Here is a 22,062-nt window from a genome sequence, read left to right on the forward strand (position 1 = left end):
TCCCCTCAAGGCAGATCAGGTGCCCGGTCAGGCGCCTGGTCAGACCGTTTGCCGACGCATCGCCAGGATAGTGGTACCGAAGAAGATGAAGGTCGAACCCACCACGCGATTGACCCACTTTGACAGCGCCGGCCGGGTCAGCACGCCCTTGGCTCGGGAAGCGAGCACGGCATAGACGCTGAGGGAGATCAGCGACAGGGCCATGAAGATCAGGGTCAGGATGAAGAACTGCGGCAGCAGCGCGGCGTGCTGGTCGATGAACTGCGGGAACAGCGCGGTGAAGAAGATCGTCGCCTTGGGGTTGGAGGCGGCGGTCAGGAAGGCCGACTTGAACAACTTCAGGCGCGGCGGGGGCGCGAGCTTGCCGTTGTCGGCGCTGCTGGCGCTCAGTAGCTGGCTTTTACTGAACAGCTGCTTGGCACCGAGGTAGAACAGATAGCCGGCGCCGACGATCTTCACCGCATTGAAAACCCACTCGGAACTGGCGATCAGCGCGCCGAGGCCGAGCATGGCCGCGGCAGACATGCAGAACAGCCCGCTGATATTGCCCAGTGACGACCACAGGGTCGACTTGGCACCGTAGGCCACGCTGTTGTGCAACGCCACCAGAGTGGCAGGACCGGGGCTGGCGATGGCGATCGCCGCCACCAGGGTGTAGGTCAATATCGAGTGAGCATCCATGGTTCGGACTCGTGTTGCAGAGAAAGGGGGGCTTGATTCTATAGCGGCGGTGGCCAGCTGTATGCCAGAAAATGAGGGTCTTGCAGGTCGTGGCGGGTGATCGAGGTTGCACCTTCGCAGGCGAATCGGTGCCTATTGTCAACCATTGCTGCAATCGATAGTTATCATCAAAAAGTGCAGGTTCCGTTTTTCCAGCAAAGGAGGAAGATGGCGCTTACACCGTGCTGGCTGCAGAAGGAAACACCCGATGAGAATCTCGACTCTATTGACCCTTGTGGTTGTCTTGATCGCGGGAACCGGTGCTTCTGCGACAGCCTTCGCCGCCGATGACATGTCCTGCCACTTCTTGCCCATGGCCGACAGCAGCGCCGATCTGCGGCACGCCCAGTCGGTAGGGTTGCTGTACAGCGAAAACACCCTCAATACCCTGGAGTACCTGGAGCACTACCACTCGGTGGCGCTGAACGGGGCGAAAAATGCCGGGCTCGACCCGCGCATCAGTGCCGCCTTTGTCGACAGTTCCGACCCGCAACGGGCGATCAACTGGTTGACGGCGTCGTTGCAGAAACACTTTGGTAGCGTGACCCTGTATGACAGCCTCGATGCCGTGGTCCAGGCCCGGCCTGACGTGGTGGTCATGCTCGATACCTACAACCAACTGGTGACCAAGGCCAACCGCAAGGTGGAGGCGCGGTTCATCGCCAAGTTCTATGACGCCAACCTGCAATACATCGGCAAGGCCGAAGGCATTCAGGCCAAGGAGCTGCCTTCGGTCTGGGTCCGGGGCAAGGCGGCACCGGAAATTGCCGCGCAGATCAACCAGCAGACCGAGCTGCAGGTCAATGCGCTGAAGCAGTTCGACGCATCCCTCAAGGCGCTGGTGGGCCAGGGTGATGCTGGGCAGGTGGCGACCAACCAGTAAGGTCACCATTGGCTGAAAAAAAAACGCCCCGGTTGATCGGGGCGTTTGCGTTCATGGCCGGGCTCGAACCCTGCCCAGGGGTTGCCGGCAGCTGTGGTCGGCAGGTCACATCTGGAGCCGGCGCCTCAAGGCGCGCCGAACATTGCAGTCCAGTAGATGCCCGCATCGCTTTTCGGGTCCACTGCATAAGCTGCACCCAGCTCGCGGTAGGCCGGGTTCATCAGGTTGGCGCAGTGCCCGGGACTGGCCAGCCAGCCGTCCAGCACCTTGCGCGCGCTGTCCTGGCCGGCGGCGATGTTCTCGCCCACCTGTTGCCCGGCATAACCGGCCAGTTCGGCGCGATCGCCCGGGGTGCGGCCGTCATGGTCCTTGTGATCGAAATAGTTCTGGTTGGCCATGGCCCGGCTGTGTGCTTCGGCGGTGCTGCCCAGGGTGGCGTTCCAGGCCAGCGGTGCGCTGGCGGCAAAGCTCTGGCCACCGCATTGCCGGGGCTGGCTGCGGGCGCTGTTGATCTGTGCCAGCAATTGCTGGCCCTCGGCTTGCCAATCCCCGAGGCGGGCGGCCAGCAACGGCCGGGCGAGGACGATGCGCCACTGGTTGGCCTGGCGATTGACGCCGATATCGACGAACTGCGGGTCCAGCACCACCTGGCAGAAGCTCTCGCGCACCGCTTGCATCGCCGCCTGGGCGTCCCGGGGGCCGGAGAGGCTGATGGCCTGCACATTGACCATGGGATAGGCTGCCCGTGCCAGGGCCTGTTGCAGGTCACCGACGTTGTCCACGGGCAGGATCAGCCGCGGATCGCTGGCCAGCGGTGGCAGCTCCGAGGAGGCCTGGTTGGCGCAACGTTGCGGCTGGCTGCGGTAGGCGTTGATCGATTCGATCAACTGCGACCGATCATCGGCCATGGCGCTGGCCGAACCCAGCAGGCCCAGCGCCAGAGCGGCGGCGGGCAAGAGCAATGGACGCAGGGGCATGAAGGTCTCCCGAGAAATGACAGCGCTCATGATGCACCCGGCGTCCGGGCTTTTCATCCGTTGGAGCATGAAATCGCTATTCACAGGCCGGTCTCAATAGAAGTCGAAGTACAGCGCCCATTCGCCCGTGTCGCGATGCTTCCAGAACATCAACTTGCCGCCGTCCACCACGTTGAGTCCGATCTTGGCGTCGGAGGCAATCTGCATCACGAATTTGAAACCGTCTCCGACATCGATCCCTGATTGGCAGTAGGACGGATAGCCCCCCAGCTTGTGTTCATAGCAGTGGCTGATCAGGTCGTAGTAACACTCGATGCGGCCGCTGCGTTCCAGGTCGAGAATGGCCTGCTCCACCTCATCGGGGATGCCGCCACCGTCCCACAGCGGAAAGTCCTCGGCCACGGCTTCGGCTTTGATCGGCATGGGTTTGAGGAAGGCTCCGGGAGCCACCAGCTCCTTGCGCACCAGCACCTCGTCGTCGCGGTATTCGCGGATCAGCCAACGTTCGCCCATGGGCTCCAGGGGTTCGGGAAAGGGGTTGGCGACAAACACGCTCAGCACCCGCACGCCTTCCAGCAGCGGGCTGTGAAAGGGCAGGGCCGGGAGATAGAGCTGTGCGAAGGGCAACAGGGTTTCACCGACGCCGTTGCGCGGCAACTCTTCGTCTTCGCGAAACAGAAAGACTCGACCCAGCCAGCTTTCATCCATGGCCTGGGTGGGGCGAAAGCCGCCGGCGACGAGTTTTAGCGCGGGTCTTGCCAGGCTGCGCTGGATGTCTTGAATGTCCATGCTCAAATGAAACGTCCTCAGGAAGGGGCGGGGCGAGGGCGGATCATACAAAAGCCCGGCGCTGTCTGCAGCGCCCGCAGGGGGGCGCTGCGACAAGGCCGATTCAGAACTGCGGTGTGTACTTCACGCTGAGCATGAAGTTGCGTGGATCACCGAAGTTGTTGTTGCCATTCAACTGGTTGTAGCCAGAGATGTAGTAGTGCTTGTCGAACAGGTTGTAGGCGTTCAGTGCCAGGCTCACCTCGTCGTTCAACTGATAGGCGATGCGGGCGTTCCAGACGGTGTAGCCCGGCACCTTGTAGCTGCGTTCATAGCCCAGGGTGTGGCTCTGGCTGGTGAAGCCCAGGCCGGTGCTGACCCGGCTCAAGGCACCGTCCAGCTGGTAGTCGCTCCACACCCGCAGCATGTGCTTGGGGGTCCATTGGCTGAATGTCCGACCCTGATCCTGCGGATCTTCAAGGAAGGTGGTGGTGTTGTAGGTGTAGCCGGCGAACAACTGCAGACGATCCACCACTTCGCCGCTGACTTCGGCTTCCAGCCCCTGGCTGCGCACCTTGCCCGAGGCGGTGGAGCAGTACCAGCCGTCACAGGCGTAGCCCGAGGCGGTGTCCTGTACGGCACGGTTTTTCTGGTCGTAGCGGAACAGTGCCAGGGAGGTGTTGACCCGGCCTTCGAGCAGCTCGCCCTTGAGGCCGACTTCATAGTTGCTGCCAATCACCGGTTGCAGTATCGAGCCGCTGGCGGTGCGCGCGGTCTGCGGCTCGAACACATCGGTGTAGCTGGCATACACCGACCATTCGCGACTCAGGTCGTAGACGATGCCGGCGTAAGGCGTGACTTCGCCGCTGTCGGTCATGGTGGACGGATCGTCCGCGGTGCCCTTGTGGCTGATGGCCTGGTAGTTGGTAGCGTCGTAGCGGTAGTCATACCAGCTGACCCGGGAACCCAGCACCAGGGTCAGGTCGTCCATGGGCTTGATCCGCCAACTGCCATACAGGCCTTTCTGGCGGACATCGTACTGACTGTGGGTGCCGCGTCCGCCGGGAGTATTGAGCAGGCTGTCGTAGCTGACCTTCGGCCGGTCGTGATCGATGGCGAAGATGTTGCCGCCATTGTTGAAGGTGCGGGCGAAGACATCGTCAGTGGTCAGTTTCGAATAGTTGCCGCCCAGGGTGATTTCCTGATCCATGGACAGGCCCTCGAAGCGCCCGGTGAGGTTCATGTCGAGGCCGATCTTGGTGTTGTCGAAGTCGGTGACCCAGTCGGCGTACTGCAGGCCGCTGCCGTCGGCGTTGACGCCCTGGAGGGTGGTCTGGATGCGTTGCTGGATCGAGTCGTTGCTTTCGCTCATGCGCACGGCACCGAGCTTGAAGGTCCAATCCTGGTTGAAGCGGTGCTCCAGGTCGGCGTAGAGCGTGGTGACGTTGATCTGCGAATGGTTCCAGCGCGCGCCGCTGTAGGTCGAGCGCGGCAGATTCACCGTGCTGCCGTCGGTATAGCGCGGCAGGCCGCGGAGCATCGGCCGCGATTCGGCCTCGGAGCGGCTGGCGGCCAGGCCCAGGGTGGTGTCGTCGCTCAGATCGAAGTCCAGGGACCCGTACAGCGAGTGGGTCTTGCTCCATTGCTTGTCGATGAACGAATCGCTCTGGTCCTCGTCGGCCACCATGCGCCCGCGTACCGTACCGGCGGCATTCAGTGGGCCGCCGGCGTCCAGTTGCAGGCCATAGTGGTCCCACGAGCCGGCCTTGCCGGTCAGGGTCACGGTCGGGGTGTTCTGGCCGCGCTTGCGCACCAGGTTGATCGCGCCCCCCGGGCTGCCGGTGCCCTGCAGCAGCCCCGAGGCACCGCGCAGCACTTCCAGGCGGTCGAAGAAGATCAGGTCCTGGGTCGCCCAGTTGCCCAGAGAGTAGGTGTTGCGCGGGATCGGCACGCCATCGTATTGCCAATCGTCGATCTGGAAGCCGCGGGAGGAGAGGATCATGCCTTTGCCCACCCCTTGCACCCCCACCAGGCCGGTGGTCTGGTTGGCGGCGGCCTTGAGGTCGGTCAGGCCCTGATCATCCATCTGCTTACGGGTCATGACCGTGATCGATTGGGGAATCTCCCGCAGGCTGTGGGTGCCCTTGCCGATGGTCACTGCACGTGCGGCGTAGGAGCCGGAGCCTTCAGTGGTGGTGTCGAGCCCGCTCTCGATGATGCTGGTCATGCCCAGTTGCACGGGGGCACCGTCGGCCGGGAGCGGCTCGACGCTGTAGTGGCCGCTGACGGTGAGCTTCAATTGCAGGCCGCTGCCGACCAGCGCGCTGTGCATGGCCTGCAGCGCAGTCATCCGGCCAATCACCGCCGGGGCCTGCTTGCCCTGGACCAGCGCCGGTTCCAGGGCCAGCACGGCGCCGCTCTGGCCAGCGATGGCGTTGAGCGTCACGGCCAGGGGGGCCGCCGGCAAGTTGAACGACTGGAGCTGCTCCTGGGCCTGAGCCTGGCTGTTCAGGGCAGCCACGGCGAAGGCAGCGGGAAGGACATGGAACCAAGGGTTGCGCACGGAATTCTCCTGATTGTGTTGGCGTGTCAGGAGATAGGTGGGACAAGAAATGAAAACCGGACACAAATAAGAGTGATTTTCAAAAAATATTCATTCTTGGTTGCGGGGGCGGATCAGTGTGAGCCAGGGGCTGTAGCGATCGATCCTGATCGGCAGGGTCTCCGCCAGGGCGCTGAGGGCCCGTTCCGGCTGATCCAGAGGGAACACGCCCTGCACCCGTAGATGGCTGACCGAAGGGGCTACCCGCACGTAGCCCCGACAGTAAGGGCGTAGGGCTGCGACCACCTGCTCCAGGGAGTCATTCAGCACGTTGAGGCGACCGTTGAGCCAATCGCCGCGATACCGCTGATCCTGCTCCAGCAGTTCGATACGTTCGGGGTGCAGCAGGGCGGCCTGCCCCTGTTGCAGATCGCGTTCATCGCCCGTCAGCAGGCGCAGCCGCACCGAGTGCTCCAGCACGACGACCCGGGTGGCGCTGGCTTCCTGGCTCACCAGGAAACGGGTGCCCAGGGCCTGGACCTGGCCCTGGGCGCTGCGCACTCGCAGTGGTCGCCGCGGGTCGGCGGCAACCTGAATCAGCAACTGGCCATGGCGCAGGATCACCAGCCGTTGCTGGTCGTCGAAGCGCAGGTCCACGGCGCTGTCGGCGTTCAGGCTCAGGTGGCTGCCGTCGGCCAGGGTGACGTCCCGACGCTGGCCGCGGCCGGTGCTGACATCCGCCAGCAGGGTTTCGCCATACCGAGTCTGGGCGCCCAGCCACAGGCCGCCGCCCAGCAGGCCGAGTCCGGCCAGGCCGCGCAACAGTTGGCGCCGAGAGCGGCGGGGGCTGAGCAGCAGTTGTCGGGCTTCGCCAGCCTGCCCGGGCACGCGTCGATCAAGAGCACGCAAGGTATTGAATGATGTGCCAAGCCGTTCTTGCAGGTGATTCCAGGCCTGGGCGTGGGCCGGATCGCTGGCCAGCCAGGTGGCCAGGGCTTGTTCCAGGCGCGGGTCCGGATCACCGGCGCGCAGCCGCACCATCCAGTCGATGGCCTGCTCGGTCAACGGGTCCAGGGGTTGCCGGCTCACAGGGCCAGCTCACTCAGGTAGCACTGGCGCAAGGCCTGCTTCATGTAGCGGCTGACGGTGCGTTCGGACAACTCCAGCTTGCGGGCGATGGCCACGTAGCTCAGGCCATCGAGCTGGCTGTAGAGAAACGCGGTCTTGACGATCAGTGGCAGGCCGTCCAGCGCCCGGTCGATGGCCACCAGGGCCTCGACCAGCAGCAACTGCTCTTCGGGGGAGGGTGCCAGCAGTTCCGGCAGGGCAGACAAGCGCTGCAGGTAGGCCTGCTCCAACTGGCGTCGACGATGGCGATCGAACATCAAACGCCTGGCGATGGTGGACAAGTAGGCCCGTGGCTGCTCGATGCTGTCCGGGTCGACCTCTGCCGCGAGCAACTGGCAGAAGGTGTCGGCGGCGGTGTCTTCGGCGTCGGCGCGATTGCCCAGGCGCCTGTGAATATGCTGCAGCAGCCAACGGTGATGGTCGCTGAAAAAGAAGCCCAGCTTGTTGCTCGAAGATGAATGCACCGTTGCCTGCCGAGATGTGAGTGTGAATCGTTCTCAATAGTACAGGGGCGCGCCGGAGGATCGCAATCGTTGTATGTGAGTGCTGAAGTCCTCGCCGGTCATGGCGCTTTGGAGGGGCAGGAGTGGCGGGGCACGCCTGCCAATTTCAGGGGCGAGGCTGCTGTCCGATCAGCTTTCACGACCATGAGCGGCGGCGGCCAGCTGTCCGGTATCGACCCGAACAAACACCGAGTCGCCAATGGCGGTCAGTACATCGCCGGCATACACCTCACAGATCACCCGGCTCTTGCGGCCCACGTCGCCGTCGACCCGGGCCCGCAGGGTCAGCGGCACGCCCATGGGCGTGGGCTTGATGAACTTGATGCCCAGGTTGCCGGTGACGCAGTCGATGCGCGGCAGGCTGCCCGGTTCCCGTTGTTCGTTACGGTAGTGGTAGGCCATGGCGGTCCAGTTGGAGTGGCAGTCCACCAGCATCGCGATCAGGCCGCCGTAGACCAGGTCCGGCCAGCCGCAGTACTGGGATTGCGGCAGGTGCTCGGCGATCACATGCACGCCGTCTTCATGCCAGTGGCTCTTGATCTGCAGGCCGTGGTGGTTGCTGCTGCCGCAGCCGAAACAGACGCCCTCGGGGGCGGTGGTGTCTTGCAGGGAAGTCTCGTGCATGGTTGTTCTTCTTGTCCTTGACGATGGTCTGGCAGGTCTTGCGGCCGGTCATGATGCCTGTGCCATTGCTGACCGCCAAGGCTCAGTGCAGTGCCGAGGCGTAGCGACCGGCCAGCGTCTTTGTGACGCATTGATCGTGGCGAGTGTCGTAGTGCGTCGCGGTTTTTTCGAGGGCCAGGGCAGCCGCTCCGGCCAAGACAGGCTGATGCCGTAATGATATTCTTGCGCTGAATCGGTTCATCGTTTGTGCAGAAATACCTCCCCTATGCTTTGCTTCAAGTGGCCTGTTCGGGTCCTTGCAAGCGCGTGGGAGTGTCTGGGCAAACTCGCCGAATGCAATGTCAGGCAGTGTTCGTCTACCTCCTTTGGTTGACCCCGACCCTTCTTTGTCCTGCTGGCCCCGTGTAGACGGGTGTCAGTGTTGTGCGTCGAATCGAGTCCGGTGTCGGTGAAAGGAGTGGGGCGTCATTGCCCGTTGGTCTACGTCCCGTGACGTGTCCTGAGAAACAAGTGTCACTCAAGTAGCTGAAGCCAAAAACGACAAGAAGTCAGCGCCGGAGCGATATAAAACTGAGGTCGAGCCAGTCTCGTCGGCCTTGTGTGCCCACCCTCCAGTTCTTTTGAATGCGCTCATCCAGGGCCTGCGAAATGCCTGTTTCGCAATGCACTGAGTTCGCAGGATCGAGGATGGGGCGGCGGATGGCGTTCTATCGTAGGTACTACAGAATGTTGAAGAAAGTGAACACGGCCCTGATCGGGCTGGCGATGTCGATAGGCCTCATGTCCGCGCACGCGGCTGAGCCGAAGAAAGTGGATGTGCTGCTGATCGGTGGCGGCATCATGAGTTCGACCCTCGGGGTCTGGCTCAATGAGCTGCAGCCCGATTGGTCCATGGAGATGGTCGAGCGCCTGGATGGCGTGGCTGAAGAAAGCTCCAACGGCTGGAACAACGCCGGTACCGGTCACTCCGCCCTGGCTGAGCTGAACTACACCCCGGAAGGCAAGGACGGCAAGATCGAGATCGCCAAGGCCATCGAGATCAACGAAGCATTCCAGATTTCCCGCCAGTTCTGGTCGTGGCAGGTCAAGAACGGTGTGCTGAAGAACCCGCGTTCGTTCATCAACTCCACGCCGCACATGAGCTTTGTCTGGGGCGATGACAACATCAAGTTCCTCAAGGCACGCTACGAGGCCCTGCAGGCCAGCCCGCTGTTCAGCGGCATGCAGTACTCCGAAGACGCCGAGCAGATCAAGAAGTGGGTGCCACTGATGATGGAAGGTCGTGATCCGGCGCAGAAGATCGCTGCGACCTGGAGCCCGATCGGCACCGACGTCAACTTCGGTGAGATCACTCGCCAGTTCGTCGCTCACCTGCAAGCCCAGCCGAACTTTGCCCTCAAGCTGTCCAGCGAAGTGCAGGACATCGAGCGCAATGAAGACGGTTCGTGGCGCGTGACCTACAAGAACCTCAAAGACGGTTCGAAAACCGAAACCGACGCCAAGTTCGTGTTCATCGGCGCCGGCGGCGGTGCCCTGCACCTGCTGCAGAAGTCGGGCATTCCCGAGGCCAACGAATACGCCGGCTTCCCGGTGGGTGGCTCGTTCCTGGTGACCGAGAACGCCAGCGTTGCCGAGCAGCATCTGGCCAAGGCCTACGGCAAGGCTTCGGTGGGCGCTCCGCCGATGTCGGTTCCGCACCTGGACACTCGCGTGCTGGACGGCAAGCGGGTCATCCTGTTTGGCCCATTCGCTACCTTCTCCACCAAGTTCCTCAAGGAAGGTTCGTACTTCGACCTGCTGACCAGCACCACCACCCACAACTTCTGGCCGATGACCAAAGTCGGTATCGAACAGTACCCGTTGGTGGAATACCTGGCCGGCCAACTGATGCTCTCGGATGACGACCGCTTCAACGCCCTGAAGGAATACTTCCCCAACGCCAAGCAAGAAGACTGGCGCCTGTGGCAGGCCGGTCAGCGCGTGCAGATCATCAAGCGTGACGAAGAGAAGGGCGGCGTGCTGAAACTGGGCACCGAGATCGTCGCTTCCCAGGACGGCAGCATCGCCGGTCTGCTGGGCGCCTCCCCAGGTGCCTCGACCGCCGCGCCGATCATGCTCAGCGTGCTGCAGAAAGTCTTCAAGGACCAGGTCGCGACGCCAGCCTGGCAAGAGAAGCTGAAGCAGATCGTACCGAGCTACGGCACCGCCCTGAACGACAGCCCCGAGCGTGTGGCCAAAGAGTGGGCCTACACCGCCGAAGTGCTGCAACTGACCCCGCCACCAGCGGTCAAGGGCGCTGCACCTCAGGCTCCGGCCAGCATGGCCAAGCCAGAGAGCAACCCAGCGGCCGACATGGCGCTGTAAGCCTCGGCCCCGTCCGCGTTCGTCGGATGGGGCGCAGCGGCTGCCACCGTGCAGCCGTATCTTGCATGGGTTGCGGCGATATCCCTGATGTCGTCGCAACTGGCCGGTCTTGCCGGTACCTCTGAAACAGCATCTCCGTATCTTTCTCAACGAGGCTTGAGCCCGACTCAAGCATCTTGTTGGCTGCCTGTGCCTTGCCGTGACGCGGTATGATTGCCGCGCCCGCCGTTGCGGGCACGCCTCAACCCTCGGAGTCACTGCCTCGATGTCCAGCATCACCCTGTTCCAAGCCCCGCCGCCCGAAGCCATCCAGAGCCAGATCCAGCAAATGGTCGTGGACTACATCACCGACATCAGCGCGGTGGCCATTGCCCCGAGCAACCCGCTGTACAACCTGTACCAGTACGGCGTCGGCTACGAAGTGCACCTGTACCTGCAGGCCATGGACGGTTCCCGGGGGATCGCGGTAGAGCTGGTGGTGGCCACCGACACTCAGGACCCTGAGCAGGTGCTGGGCTTCACCCTGTACCTGCCGCTCAAGGACGATCCCCAGGCCTGTGCCGTGGCCTATATGGCGGTGCGGCAAAACCATCGACGCCAGGGCATTGCCCGGCAGATGCTGGAGGCGCTGCGTGCCCGCTATCCCCATGCCGAGCTGGCCTGTCACGTGGCCAAAGTGGAGTGTTTCGAGGCCCTGGGCTTTCAGCTGCTGGGCGCCCGCGGTCCGCAAGTGCTGATGAATACCCGAGACCATGGCAGCGATGGCCTGCTGGCGGTACTGGACGTGGCGCCGATCTACCAATCGGTGGAAGTGCGGCAGATTCACAGCTACCTGCTGGCCCAGCACGGGCGCAAGGCCATGCTGGAAGCGGAGAAGAAGCGCGACCGGCACCTGGACCAGATGACCCGGCAGGCCCAGGCCCTGGTGCGCGAGCGCCTGGGTGAGGCGGCGCTGTACAACGCACGGCCCCCACAATTGATCTCCTGAGCGCGGCTGCTTGTTTTCGCGAGAGGGCTTGGCTAATCTCGCGAAAACACGCAAAAACGGGCAAGAACATGCAAAACCTGCACCCGGCAGCCGAACTGCCCTCCCTGCGTCGACAAAAGATCCTTCTACTGCTGGAGCGCGACGGCAAGGTCATGGCCGCTGAGCTGAGCCGGCACTTCGCGGTTTCAGAAGACACCATCCGCCGCGACCTCGCCGAGCTGGATGCCAATGGCCTGGTGCAGCGGGTGCATGGCGGTGCGCTGCCGCGACCCAAGGACAGCGGCAAGGACTACTTCACGCGGGTCGGCGAAACCAACGAGGCGAAACTGCGTCTGGTGCAGTTTGCCGTGCAATGGGTGCGGGACGGCCAGACGGTGCTGTTCGATTCCGGCTCTACCACCTTGCATATCGCCCAGTCCCTGCCGGCCGATATCCGCCTGACCGCAGTCACCGCTTCGCCAATGATTGCCGTGGCCCTGGCCGAATACCCCGGGGTCAAGGTGATTCTCGTGGGCGGCCAGCTCAACCCGGCCACCCTGTCCGCCAGCGGCCATGAAGCACTGCGGATGATCCAGGGGATCAAGGCCGACCTGATGTTCACCGGGGTCTGTGCGATTCATCCGGAGATCGGCATCAGCTCCCTGCATTTCGATGAAGTGCCGATCAAGCAGGCGATGTTCGACAGCGCCGCCGAAGTCATCGCCGTGACCACCGCCGACAAACTCGGCGCCATGGAGCCCTTTGTGGTCGCACCGTGCAACCGCCTGCAGCGGCTGGTGACCGAGCAGGAAGTGCCAGAGGTGGATATCGAAGGTTATCGCCAGTTGGGGATTGAGGTGCTGCTGGCCTGAGCCGCCCCTGGGTGACTCAACGGGTTGTCAGTTCTTGAACGCCGAGTGCTTGCGCCCCTGGTCGAAGAGGGCAAACACCATCACCAGCACGGCGGCGACCGCGAGGATGATCACCACGCCGTCGGTGGAGTGCGTGGCCGAGGCGGTCACCAGGGATAGGGCGCCCAGTGGCGCCAGGCCGCCGGCAATCGCGGTGCCGATCTCGCGCCCTGTGCCAAAGCCCGAGGAGCGGGTCGCGGTGGGGAACTGGCGGCTGAGGAACGAACCCTGAGGTGCGAACATCATCGGTGCCAGGATGCCGGTGCCGACACCGATGGCGATGTAGATCATCAGGCTCTCGCCGGTATTGAGCAGGGCCAGGAACGGGTAGGCGAACAGCAGCGAGAACACCCCGCCCAGAATTAGCACGGTCTTGCTGCTCCACTTGTCGCAGAGCCAGCCGAAGAAGGGCACGGCGACGATGGCAATCAGGCTGGCGATGGTCACCGACAGCGAAGTGACGTGCACATCGACGTTCTTGTACTGGGTCAGGTAGGCCAGGGAAAAGGTCTTGAAGATGTAGCTCAGGGCGTTGTAGCCAATGGCGACGAAGAACACCACCGCCAGGCCCTTGAGGTCGTTCTTGAACAGTGCCTTGAGGGGCGAGGCCTTGGCCTTCTGGCTTTCCTTGTTCAGCTCCTTGAACTCCGGGGTTTCCGGAATGCTGTTGCGCACCCACAGGCCCACCGCCACCAGGACGATGCTGCAGACGAACGGAATGCGCCAGCCGCCGGCCAGCAGGAACTCGTTGCCGTTGATGGTCAACAGGTAAATGGTCAGCGACGACAGCAGCAGGCCCAGGTTCAGCCCCAGCGCGGGCCAGGCACCTTGGCTGCCGCGTTTGCCTTCGCTGGCGTGTTCATAGGAGGTGACCGCCGCGCCCGACAGTTCGGCGCCGGCCCCCAGGCCCTGGATGATGCGGATCGCCACCAGCAGGATCGGTGCCCAGATGCCGATGGAGGCGTAGCTGGGGATCAGGCCGATCAGTGCGGTGCACACGCCCATCAGGCAGAAGGTCAGCACCAGCACCTGCTTGCGGCCGAACTTGTCCCCCAGGTAGCCGAACAGGATGCCGCCGAAGGGACGGGCGATAAAGCCGATGGCAAAGGTGGAGAAGGCCATCAGCGTGGCGCTTTTCGGGTTGCTGTTATCGAAGAAGATCTTCGAGAAGACGATGGCCGCCATGGTGGCGTAAAGGTAGAAGTCGTACCACTCCAGCATCGAGCCGAAGATGGTGGCCGCCGCGACCTTGCGCAGGCGTTTCTGGGTTTGTTGTGGGGTTTCCGCTGCAGTAATGCCGGTTTCAACTGCGGTCATTGTGTACATCCTCTTGGATCATTGTATTTATTGTCGAGTTGACGCGGGTCTTGCTCGGTGTGCCCCAAAGGGACTGCCGAGGGGTATTCCGGCGGCACGGGGCCCCGCAGACAGCGCTGCAGCGCTGTGCAACAAGGCGTGCCGCGCCTGTGTTTCAGTCGGCCTGGAAAATCTTGTCGGCAATCATCGAACCAATGGGAATCGCCGAGGTGGCGGCGGGCGAGGGCGCGTTGCATACGTGCAACATGCGTGGGGTCTGGGCGAACAGGAAGTCGTGCACCAGGCTGCCGTCACGCATCACTGCCTGGGCGCGAATCCCCGCCTCGTAGGGCAGCAGGTCGGAGACTTCCAGGGACGGGCAGTACTTGCGGCACTGCTCCAGGTAGCCGGACTTGAACAGCGAGTTCTTCATCTCCGTGGTGCCGGAACCCAGGTTCTGCCAGATGGTTTTCCAGAACCCGGGGAAGCTGGCGTACTGCGCCACGTCGCGCCAGTTGATGGAGAACTTCTTGTAGTTCTCCCGGCCCAGGCCCAGCACCGCATTGGGGCCGACGGTGACGCTGCCGTCGATCATGCGGGTCAGGTGCACGCCGAGGAATGGCAGCTCCGGGTCGGGGATCGGGTAGATCAGGTGATTGACGATGTTGTTCTTCGAGGCCGGCAGGCGGAAGTACTCGCCGCGGAAGGGGATGATCTGGTGGTCGATCTTCACCCCGGCCAGGGTCGCCAGGCGATCCGATTGCAGGCCGGCACAGACCACCAGTTTCTTCGCCTGCCAGCTGCCGCCATGGCTGTTGACCGTGACGCTGTCGGCGTTTTCCTGGATCGCGGTCACGGTCTGGCTGAGGCAGATTTCTCCACCGTCGCGGCGGATCACCCGGGCCATGGTTTCGCAGACTTCGCGGTAGTCGACGATGCCGGTGGCGTCGAGGAACAGCCCGCCGAGGCCGACGATGTTCGGCTCACGCTGACGCAGTTGCTCGGCGTCCAGGCGCTCCACCTTCAGGCCGTTCTGTTGTGAGCGCTGGTACAGGGCTTCCATGCGCTGCATTTCCAGGGCGTTGGACGCTACCAGCACCTTGCCGCAGACCTCGAACTTGATTCCGTGCTCGCTGCAGAACTGCTTGGTGGCCTCGGCGCCGCGCTTGCACAGGTCGGCCTTGAGGCTGCCCGGCGCGTAGTAGATACCGGCGTGGATCACCCCGCTGTTGTGACCGGTCTGGTGCCGGGCCAGGACATTTTCCTTTTCCAGGATCACCAGCGAGGCGCCCGGCTGGCGCTTGAGGATCTCCATGGCCGTGGCCAGTCCGACGATGCCGCCGCCGATGATGCAAAAGTCATAAATCATGGTTCTGGGTACCTTGGATCAAACGGTTTCAAGTCTGGTTATCAGGTTGTCAGACTAAGTGTTCCGATAAAAAAACCGCAGGCTAGCGCTTGCGGCTTGAAGCGTGTTGCAGGTGTCAGTCGAGGGTTGGCAGCTCCAGGTCCAGGCGCTTGGCCGCGGCACGCAAGTGAGCATCGGCACAAGCGGCGGCGGCCTGGCGATCACCGGCGGCAATGGCCTGGTACAGCGCCTGGTGTTCCTGGGTGGCATCGGCGGAACCGCCGACCTGGCGCCGCGCCGAGTTTTCCCAGGCGGCCTTGCGGGCGCTGGTTAGCTGGCTGCGCAGAAAATCATGGAAGGCCACGAAGTAGTCGTTCTTGCTGGCCTCGGCGATGGCCCGGTGAAACTCCACGTCCGCCAACCCCGCGGCTTCGAAATCGCTGCGCTTGTCGTGCATTTCCTGCAGGGCTTGCTGCATGCGCTGCAGATCGGCGGCATCGCGGCGCTGGGCGGCAATCGACGCAGCCTGGGTTTCGATCCACAGGCGCATCTCGAACATCTGCGCCAGATCCGGCAGGCGGCCATCGGCCTGGGGGAAGCGGAACACCGTGCCGGCCGGGGTCTTGGAAATGTACGACCCCAGGCCGCGCCGGGCGATCAGCACGCCATCGGCCTTGAGCTGGGCAATGGCTTCGCGCACCACCGAGCGGCTGACATTCAGCTGCTCGGCCAGTTGCTGTTCAGTGGGCAGGCGCGACTCGGGAGCCAGGCGGCCGGAGTCGATCTCGGTACGGATCGCATTGACCACACGCACAACGAGAGAGTCGGGACGCTGGAGTTCAAGCATGGAGAAACCTTGGTAGTCAGGTTGTCAGACAATAGCGGGTGGGATTTTTCACTGTCAAGAAAAAACCACGGTGCAGCGGCGCCGGTAGCCGTTAGAGCCCCGGCGCCGCGTGCTCAGGCGTTGCCTGGGCTGCCACTCGCTGGCGCTGGGCAATGCCTCCGGGCGCCGGGCGGGCGGGGTCACACCGCGTCCTCGTTGCCGCGCAGCAGTGCTGCTTGCAACCACTCACAGAAGCTTCGGGTCAGTGCACTGCTCTCGCTGTCCCGATGAACCAGCCAGGCCCAGGTCGGGCCGCGCACGCTCTGTTCGCACAGGGGCACCAGCAGGTCCTGACGGCGGGCCTGTTGCGCCAGCAACTGGCTGACCAGGGCAATCCCATGGCCGGAGCAGGCGGCGTCCAGGAGCAACCCGGGATCGGAAAAATTCAGGCCGTTGCTGCGCTGGCCGATGTCTGTACCGCCTTCCACCACCCAGTGGCTCCAGTCCATTTCCCGTTCGCCATGCAAGGTGGTGCGTAGCTCCTGGGGCTGCTCCAGCAGGGACGGGTGACAGGCCGGGTACAGACGGTCGTGGTACAGCTCCAGGTAGCTGCACTCGGCCTGGGCGCTGAGGTCGTCGCGCAGGGTCAGGTCGATGGTCTGGGTGCTCATGTCCGGCGGTTCGAAGCTGGTGAACAGCCACAGGTCCACCTCGGGGTGCAGGCGATGGAACTCCCCCAGGCGTGGCAGCAACCAGTGACGGGCAAAGGCTGGGCTGGTATTGACCACCAACTGATTGGGCTTGCGGTACTGCTCGAGGCGACGGATGCCCACCGCCAGTTGTTGCAGCAGCGACTGGGTGGTGCTGCGCAGGTCATGCCCGGCATCGGTGAGGGTGACGCTGCGGCCGCTGCGGTGGAACAGCGGCTGTTCGAGGAAGGTTTCCAGGCTGCGGATCTGCTGGCTGATGGCCGACTGGGTGAGGTGCAGCTCTTGCGCGGCCTTGTGGAAACTGCCCAGGCGCGCGGCGGCTTCGAAACCGCGCAGGGCATTCAGGGGAGGCCAGTGTTTCAACATGATTGATAAGCCTTGCTGATCAGAATTGCGCTAAATCTATCGTTTGTTGAGGGTTTTTCAAAGTCATAGCATGGGCGCAATGGTTCGACCCTGTTGGTCGATTGATAAAAAAACCTTACTTCAGAGGTGCAGCGCCCATGTTCAGCAATCACCATCAAACCCAGGGTTGGAGGATGCCCGCCGAGTGGGCGCCCCACGCCGCGACCTGGATGGTCTGGCCCCACAATCAGGCCCTGTGGGAGTCGGTCTGGGGCGTGACCCTGGCCGATGTGCAGGCGGATTTTGCGCGGGTGGCCAATGCCATTGCCCGTTTCGAGCCGGTGAAACTGGTGGTGGACCCGGTGGCTCTGGACAGTGCCCGCGCGCTGTGTGGCGACCATGTCGAGCTGATTGCCCAGGCGGTGAATGACAGCTGGTGCCGCGACTCCGGACCGAGTTTTATCTGTCATCCGCAGCAAGGCCTGGCCGGGGTCAGTTGGCGCTTCAATGCCTGGGGTGAAAAATCGGCTCACGACCTGGATCGAAGCCTGGCTCGGCGCCTGCTCGACGAGCTGGGGCTGCCCAGTTTCGGTAGCCCGCTGGCCAACGAAGGCGGTGCCATCCATGTGGACGGCGAGGGCACCCTGATCACCACCGAGTCGGTGCTGCTCAACCCCAATCGCAACCCGGGCCTGAGCAAGGCCGAGATCGAGGACGTCTTCAGCCGTTTGCTGGGGGTGCAGAAGACCATCTGGCTGCCGGGTGACCCGGACCATGTCACCGGTGACATGACTGATGGCCATGTCGACGGGGTGTGCGCCTTCGCGCGCCCAGCGGTGTTGTTGGTGGATGCTACCCACGATCAGGAGTCGGTGTACGCCGAAGTGGTGCGCGAGAACCGCCGGGCCTTGGAGCTGGCCCGGGATGCCCAGGGGCGCAGCTTCGAACTGATCGAACTGTTCGAAGCCAGTGCTGCGGTGGACGCTCGGGCCGAGGTGTTCTGCGCGTCCTACACCAACTTCTACCTGGCCAATGGCGCGGTGATCATGCCGGCCTACGGCATCGCTGCCGATCAAGCGGCGGCCCAGGTGTTGTCCCGGGCTTTTCCCGGGCGGGAAGTGGTGCCGGTACGGATCAACCACCTGGCCCACGGCGGCGGTGGCGTGCACTGCATCACCCAGCAGCAGCCGCTGTGGCCGCTGGAGGTGCTGGCATGAGCCCGTTGATCGTCGCTACCGTCCAGATGCCCTGTACCTGGGACTTGCCAGGCAACCTTGATCGCGCCGAACAACGGGTGCGGGAAGCGGCGGCCCAAGGTGCCCAGGTCATCCTCCTGCAGGAACTGTTCGCCACGCCGTACTTCTGCATCGAGCAACAGCACCAGCACCTGGCCCTGGCCGAGGACTATGCCGGCAGCCAGGTACTCAAGCGCTTCGCCGCCCTGGCCCGGGAGCTGGGGGTGGTGCTGCCCCTGAGCTGGTTCGAGCGGGCCGGCACGGCCTACTTCAATTCCCTCAGCGTCGCCGACGCTGACGGACGCCTGTTGGGGGTGTACCGCAAGACCCATATCCCCAACGCGGTGGGTTATCAGGAGAAGGAATACTTCAGCCCAGGCGACACCGGTTTCCGGGTCTGGGATACGGCTTACGGACGCCTGGGGATCGGCATCTGCTGGGACCAGTGGTTTCCCGAGACCGCCCGCTGCCTGGCGTTGCAAGGGGCCGAGGTATTACTGTTTCCCACCGCCATCGGTTCTGAGCCGGGAGCGGCCGATCTTGATTCCCGGGACCACTGGCAGATGACCATGCGCGGCCATGCTGCGGCCAATCTGCTGCCCGTGGTAGCGGCCAACCGCATCGGCCGCGAAGTGGCCACCAGCGATCCGACGCTGCATATGGATTTCTATGGCTCGTCCTTTATCTGCGATCACAAGGGCAGCCTGCTGGCCGCGGCTGATCGCACGACCGACGGCGTGCTGTTGCACAGCCTGGACCTTGCGGCCATGGCCGAAGAGCGCCGCACCTGGGGCATCTTCCGTGACCGGCGCCCGGAGATGTACGGCCCCCTGCTGAGCCTCGATGGACAACGCATCCACCCCCACTGGACTACCCGGGAGGCATGATATGCAACCGACTGGCAAACCCCGCTTGCAGGCACTCGGCTGGTTGCTCGCCGCGACCCTGGTATCGACCCAGGCCCGGGCCGAAGCCGAGGACAAGACCCTGCGCCTGTATAACTGGGCCGACTATTTCGCCGCCGATACCCTGAGTCGCTTTACCGCCGAAACCGGGATCAAGGTGATCTACGACGTCATGGAAGGCAGCGAAGTGCTGGAAGCCAAGCTGATGACGGGCGGCAGCGGCTACGACCTGATCTTCCCCGGCGACACCGTGGCCGAACGGCTGATGCGCGCCGGCAGCCTGCAGACCCTGGACCCGAGCAAGCTGAGCGGCCTGGACGACATCGAGCCCGGTCTGCAAAAACTGCGGACCCAGTACCCCCGCGCCAGCCAGGCGACGGTGCCCTACACCTGGGGCACCATCGGCTTGACCTACAACGCACAGCAGGTCGCCGAGCGCCTGCCCAATGCCCCGGTGAACAGCCTGGACCTGTTGTTCAAGCCCGAGCTGGCGAGCAAGTTTGCCGATTGCGGAATCTCGGTCATCGACTCGCCGGATGAAGTGCTGGCGGTGGCGCTCAACTACCTCGGGCGTGAACCGCGCAGCGCCAAGCCGGCGGATCTGCAGGCCGCCGGCGAACTGCTGGGGAAGCTGCGGCCCTACATCCGCAAGTTCCAGTCGCAGCCAGTGACCGACCTGGTCAACGGCAATCTGTGCCTGTCTCTGGGTTACAGCGGCGACATGACCCAGGCCCAGCGCGCTGCCGATGCCGCGGGGAAAAAGGTCGACTTCCAGTACCGCATCCCCCGTGAAGGCACCACGGTGTGGATGGACACCATGGCGATCCCCAAGGACGCCCGGCACCCGGAGTACGCCTATGCCTTTATCAACTTTGTCATGCGCCCGGAGAACATGGCGGCCATCAGCAACTCCACCGGCTATCCCACGGCCAATGCCAAGGCCCGGCCCGCTGTCGATCCGCAGATGCGCGACAACCCGGACATCTACCCGGATCAAGCCAGCTTCGAACGCCTGATCCCCGGCCGGGACATCCCACAGGCCGACATGCGCGCCCGAATGCGCGCCTGGACCAAGTTCAAGACCGCGACAGCACCAAGCCCCTGAACCCGGGCCGGCAGGCCGCGGTGCGGTTCGCCGGCAAGTCGGCTCCTACAATGTCCGGGTAGAAACAGGCTTGCCCGCGAAGGCGCCCGTTAGCACCTCGCCTGCTTTTGTACCCCCTTCAGCAAACCCCACCCAGAGAATTGCCCCATGCCCACCCGACGTGAACTTATCAAACAGGCCTCGCTGCTGGTCGCAATCACCGCGATGACCAGCCTGGGCCTGGGCTCCCGCCAAGCCCGAGCCCAGGAGCAGGACGACTGGTACCTGCCTGACGAAGGCGACCGCCAGCAGCGGGCCTTCATGGCCTTTGGCGCCCAGGACGCGATCTGGGAAGACTTCACCTCTGATGTCCAGCAAGCCCAGGGGCGCATCGCCCGCGCCATCGCCGTCCATCAACCCCTGACCCTGTTCTGTCGCGAAGAGGAGCGCGACCTGGCCGAAACACTGTGCGGGACGCACAACATCAGCTACGTGATCACCGAGCTGGACGATATCTGGATGCGCGATATCGGCGCCAACTTCGTCACCAACGCCCAGGGCCAACTGGGCGCGGTGGACTTCAACTTCAATGGCTGGGGCAACAAGCAGCGCCACGCCCGGGATGCCCGGCTGGCGAGGCAAATGGCCGACGCCGCCGATGCCCGGTACCTGCGCAGCGAGCTGGTAGGCGAGGGGGGCGGTATCGAGGTGGATGGCCACGGCACCGGGATCATGACCGAAAGCAGCTGGATCAACAGCAACCGCAACCCGGGTTGGAGCAAGGCCGAGGTGGAGGCTGAACTCAAGGCTTGTCTCGGCTTGCGCAAGATCATCTGGCTACCGGGGATCAAGGGCCGGGACATCACTGATGCCCATGTCGACTTCTATGCACGTTTCGTCAGGCCCGGGGTGGTGGTGGCCAACCTCGACAACGACCCGGACTCCTACGACCACCAGGTGACCCTCAAGCACCTGGAGATCCTGCGCAATGCCACCGATGCCGATGGCCGCAAGCTGCAGGTTCACACCCTGTCGCCGCCGCTGAACCCGCGCAAGACGCGCTTCAGCCGGGGCAACGACGATTTTGCCGCGGGCTACATCAACTACTTCGTGATCAATGGCGCGGTGATTTCCCCGCAGTTCGGCGATCCGGCGGCGGATGCCAAGGCCCTGGCCCTGCTGGAGAGCCTGTACCCCGGGCGGCAAGTGGTGCAGTTGGACATTGACGCCATCGCGGCGGGAGGCGGGGGAATCCACTGCGTGACCCATCAGCAGCCCGAGGTGTGAGGTTCGAGGGCGCTGGCAAAAGTGGTCTGCTCCTTTCGATTGAACTGGACTGATCAAGCCCTCCACTCAAACCATAAGCTGGCGCTCCTCACCATCCAGGGGTTGACGTCTGGAGTGGGTTTTCAACAGGAGAGTGCAATGAGTGATCAACAACACGCAGTGACGATACGACCGATTCAGCCTGGCGATTATCAGCAGTGGTTGCAGTTGTGGCTGGCGTATCAGGATTTCTATCAGGTGACGCTGGATGAGCAGGTCAGTGTGGTTGCCTTCGAGCGTTTCTGCGATCCGCAAGAGCCGGTGTTTTCAGCGGTGGCGGTGCAGGGTGATGAGCTGATCGGTTTCGTCAACTCGGTGTTGCACCGTTCGACCTGGGCGGTAACCGACTTCTGTTATCTGGAGGACCTGTATGTCGCACCGGCAGTGCGGGGCAGTGGTGCGGGGAAACTGTTGATCGAGTGGGTGCAGGCCTTTGCCCGGGAACAGCGGTGTGGGCGCTTGTATTGGCATACCCAGGAGAGCAACAAGCGTGCGCAGAGGTTGTATGACTGGGTGGCGCACAAGCCTGGGGTTATTGAGTATCGGATGGGGTTTTGAGGCGCAGCGGGGGCTTTGGGTTTTTTTTGGGGGGCATATCCG

20 protein-coding genes are annotated in these 22,062 nt (G+C 63.4%); 9 read left to right on the plus strand and 11 right to left on the minus strand.

Going from position 1 to position 22,062, the window contains the following annotated elements; genetic code table 11:
• Window positions 1–39 precede the first annotated feature (39 nt).
• The gene (locus tag DWF74_RS27980) at window positions 40–681 is read right to left on the minus strand and encodes a LysE family translocator (protein ID WP_115582166.1); all 642 of its coding nucleotides are present in this window, start codon (window positions 679–681) and stop codon (window positions 40–42) included.
• 247 nt (window positions 682–928) lie between these two features.
• Between DWF74_RS27980 and DWF74_RS27985 the strand changes: the two genes are divergently transcribed.
• Window positions 929–1,603 (plus strand): ATPase, encoded by a 675-nt coding sequence (locus DWF74_RS27985; protein ID WP_115582167.1) that lies wholly within the window; start codon window positions 929–931, stop codon window positions 1,601–1,603.
• Between the two features lie 125 nt (window positions 1,604–1,728).
• Here the strand turns inward: DWF74_RS27985 and DWF74_RS27990 are convergent, their stop codons facing one another.
• The 6 genes from DWF74_RS27990 to DWF74_RS28015 all read right to left on the minus strand — a co-directional run bounded on the left by DWF74_RS27990 (window position 1,729) and on the right by DWF74_RS28015 (window position 8,145).
• A complete protein-coding gene (locus DWF74_RS27990) occupies window positions 1,729–2,580 on the minus strand; it encodes a CAP domain-containing protein (RefSeq protein WP_102880092.1) in 852 nt (283 codons plus the stop codon).
• A 93-nt stretch (window positions 2,581–2,673) separates the two neighbouring features.
• Entirely contained in the window at window positions 2,674–3,369 is a 696-nt protein-coding gene (locus DWF74_RS27995; RefSeq protein WP_115582168.1) for a hypothetical protein, read from the minus strand.
• A 103-nt stretch (window positions 3,370–3,472) separates the two neighbouring features.
• A complete protein-coding gene (locus tag DWF74_RS28000; protein ID WP_115582169.1) occupies window positions 3,473–5,911 on the minus strand; it encodes a TonB-dependent siderophore receptor in 2,439 nt (812 codons plus the stop codon).
• 90 nt (window positions 5,912–6,001) lie between these two features.
• Window positions 6,002–6,979 (minus strand): FecR family protein, encoded by a 978-nt coding sequence (locus DWF74_RS28005; protein WP_115582170.1) that lies wholly within the window; start codon window positions 6,977–6,979, stop codon window positions 6,002–6,004.
• A complete protein-coding gene (locus tag DWF74_RS28010) occupies window positions 6,976–7,482 on the minus strand; it encodes a sigma-70 family RNA polymerase sigma factor (RefSeq protein ID WP_102864273.1) in 507 nt (168 codons plus the stop codon). Before DWF74_RS28010 ends, DWF74_RS28005 begins: the two co-directional genes overlap by 4 nt.
• Window positions 7,483–7,650: 168 nt before the next feature.
• Window positions 7,651–8,145, minus strand: coding sequence for a PaaI family thioesterase (locus tag DWF74_RS28015; protein WP_102864274.1), 495 nt, complete (start codon window positions 8,143–8,145; stop codon window positions 7,651–7,653).
• Between the two features lie 726 nt (window positions 8,146–8,871).
• Between DWF74_RS28015 and mqo the strand changes: the two genes are divergently transcribed.
• The 3 genes from mqo (at window position 8,872) to DWF74_RS28035 (ending at window position 12,348) form a co-directional block, all read left to right on the plus strand.
• The gene (gene mqo / locus DWF74_RS28025; RefSeq protein ID WP_115582172.1) at window positions 8,872–10,509 is read left to right on the plus strand and encodes a malate dehydrogenase (quinone); all 1,638 of its coding nucleotides are present in this window, start codon (window positions 8,872–8,874) and stop codon (window positions 10,507–10,509) included.
• A 265-nt stretch (window positions 10,510–10,774) separates the two neighbouring features.
• A complete protein-coding gene (locus tag DWF74_RS28030; RefSeq protein ID WP_102864276.1) occupies window positions 10,775–11,497 on the plus strand; it encodes a GNAT family N-acetyltransferase in 723 nt (240 codons plus the stop codon).
• Window positions 11,498–11,565: 68 nt separating this feature from the next.
• Window positions 11,566–12,348: a DeoR/GlpR family DNA-binding transcription regulator gene (locus tag DWF74_RS28035; RefSeq protein ID WP_115582173.1), complete on the plus strand. Its 783-nt coding sequence runs from the start codon at window positions 11,566–11,568 to the stop codon at window positions 12,346–12,348.
• A 27-nt stretch (window positions 12,349–12,375) separates the two neighbouring features.
• Here DWF74_RS28035 and DWF74_RS28040 read toward each other — a convergent pair whose 3' ends face one another.
• The 4 genes from DWF74_RS28040 to DWF74_RS28055 all read right to left on the minus strand — a co-directional run bounded on the left by DWF74_RS28040 (window position 12,376) and on the right by DWF74_RS28055 (window position 16,933).
• Window positions 12,376–13,704 carry an MFS transporter gene (locus DWF74_RS28040; RefSeq protein WP_115582174.1) on the minus strand — a complete coding sequence of 443 codons (1,329 nt, stop codon included), beginning with the start codon at window positions 13,702–13,704 and terminating at the stop codon, window positions 12,376–12,378.
• A gap of 154 nt (window positions 13,705–13,858) precedes the next feature.
• Window positions 13,859–15,052, minus strand: coding sequence for an L-2-hydroxyglutarate oxidase (gene lhgO / locus DWF74_RS28045; protein WP_115582175.1), 1,194 nt, complete (start codon window positions 15,050–15,052; stop codon window positions 13,859–13,861).
• A 115-nt stretch (window positions 15,053–15,167) separates the two neighbouring features.
• A complete protein-coding gene (locus tag DWF74_RS28050; RefSeq protein WP_102864280.1) occupies window positions 15,168–15,878 on the minus strand; it encodes a FadR/GntR family transcriptional regulator in 711 nt (236 codons plus the stop codon).
• Between the two features lie 179 nt (window positions 15,879–16,057).
• Window positions 16,058–16,933, minus strand: a complete 876-nt coding sequence (locus DWF74_RS28055) for a LysR family transcriptional regulator (protein ID WP_115582176.1) — start codon at window positions 16,931–16,933, stop codon at window positions 16,058–16,060.
• A gap of 137 nt (window positions 16,934–17,070) precedes the next feature.
• On the opposite strand from DWF74_RS28055, the gene DWF74_RS28060 reads away from it, so the two are divergent.
• From DWF74_RS28060 to DWF74_RS28080, 5 genes are all read left to right on the plus strand, one after another.
• The gene (locus tag DWF74_RS28060; protein WP_115582177.1) at window positions 17,071–18,129 is read left to right on the plus strand and encodes an agmatine deiminase family protein; all 1,059 of its coding nucleotides are present in this window, start codon (window positions 17,071–17,073) and stop codon (window positions 18,127–18,129) included.
• A complete protein-coding gene (gene aguB / locus DWF74_RS28065) occupies window positions 18,126–19,034 on the plus strand; it encodes an N-carbamoylputrescine amidase (RefSeq protein ID WP_115582178.1) in 909 nt (302 codons plus the stop codon). The genes DWF74_RS28060 and aguB overlap by 4 nt, the downstream gene beginning before the upstream one ends.
• A 1-nt stretch (window position 19,035) precedes the next feature.
• On the plus strand, window positions 19,036–20,157 hold the full coding sequence (locus tag DWF74_RS28070) for an extracellular solute-binding protein (protein WP_102864284.1): 1,122 nt from the start codon (window positions 19,036–19,038) through the stop codon (window positions 20,155–20,157).
• 147 nt (window positions 20,158–20,304) lie between these two features.
• Window positions 20,305–21,423 carry an agmatine deiminase family protein gene (locus DWF74_RS28075; RefSeq protein WP_115582179.1) on the plus strand — a complete coding sequence of 373 codons (1,119 nt, stop codon included), beginning with the start codon at window positions 20,305–20,307 and terminating at the stop codon, window positions 21,421–21,423.
• Window positions 21,424–21,561: 138 nt separating this feature from the next.
• A complete protein-coding gene (locus tag DWF74_RS28080) occupies window positions 21,562–22,020 on the plus strand; it encodes a GNAT family N-acetyltransferase (protein ID WP_115582180.1) in 459 nt (152 codons plus the stop codon).
• Window positions 22,021–22,062: the final 42 nt, after the last annotated feature.

Origin of the sequence: Pseudomonas protegens, assembly GCF_003363755.1 — a bacterium.
GTDB classification, from domain to species: domain Bacteria; phylum Pseudomonadota; class Gammaproteobacteria; order Pseudomonadales; family Pseudomonadaceae; genus Aquipseudomonas; species Aquipseudomonas danubii.

Coding starts and splice junctions, on each gene's coding strand:
- DWF74_RS28035 (WP_115582173.1), top strand. CDS start 11,566: ATGCAAAACCTGCACCCGGCAGCCGAACTGCCCTCCCTGCGTCGACAA.
- aguB (WP_115582178.1), top strand. CDS start 18,126: ATGAGCCCGTTGATCGTCGCTACCGTCCAGATGCCCTGTACCTGGGAC.
- DWF74_RS28075 (WP_115582179.1), top strand. CDS start 20,305: ATGCCCACCCGACGTGAACTTATCAAACAGGCCTCGCTGCTGGTCGCA.
- DWF74_RS27990 (WP_102880092.1), bottom strand. CDS start 2,580: ATGCCCCTGCGTCCATTGCTCTTGCCCGCCGCCGCTCTGGCGCTGGGC.
- mqo (WP_115582172.1), top strand. CDS start 8,872: ATGTTGAAGAAAGTGAACACGGCCCTGATCGGGCTGGCGATGTCGATA.
- DWF74_RS28060 (WP_115582177.1), top strand. CDS start 17,071: ATGTTCAGCAATCACCATCAAACCCAGGGTTGGAGGATGCCCGCCGAG.
- DWF74_RS28080 (WP_115582180.1), top strand. CDS start 21,562: ATGAGTGATCAACAACACGCAGTGACGATACGACCGATTCAGCCTGGC.
- DWF74_RS28055 (WP_115582176.1), bottom strand. CDS start 16,933: ATGTTGAAACACTGGCCTCCCCTGAATGCCCTGCGCGGTTTCGAAGCC.
- DWF74_RS28030 (WP_102864276.1), top strand. CDS start 10,775: ATGTCCAGCATCACCCTGTTCCAAGCCCCGCCGCCCGAAGCCATCCAG.
- DWF74_RS27985 (WP_115582167.1), top strand. CDS start 929: ATGAGAATCTCGACTCTATTGACCCTTGTGGTTGTCTTGATCGCGGGA.
- DWF74_RS27980 (WP_115582166.1), bottom strand. CDS start 681: ATGGATGCTCACTCGATATTGACCTACACCCTGGTGGCGGCGATCGCC.
- lhgO (WP_115582175.1), bottom strand. CDS start 15,052: ATGATTTATGACTTTTGCATCATCGGCGGCGGCATCGTCGGACTGGCC.
- DWF74_RS28015 (WP_102864274.1), bottom strand. CDS start 8,145: ATGCACGAGACTTCCCTGCAAGACACCACCGCCCCCGAGGGCGTCTGT.
- DWF74_RS27995 (WP_115582168.1), bottom strand. CDS start 3,369: ATGGACATTCAAGACATCCAGCGCAGCCTGGCAAGACCCGCGCTAAAA.
- DWF74_RS28050 (WP_102864280.1), bottom strand. CDS start 15,878: ATGCTTGAACTCCAGCGTCCCGACTCTCTCGTTGTGCGTGTGGTCAAT.
- DWF74_RS28070 (WP_102864284.1), top strand. CDS start 19,036: ATGCAACCGACTGGCAAACCCCGCTTGCAGGCACTCGGCTGGTTGCTC.
- DWF74_RS28040 (WP_115582174.1), bottom strand. CDS start 13,704: ATGACCGCAGTTGAAACCGGCATTACTGCAGCGGAAACCCCACAACAA.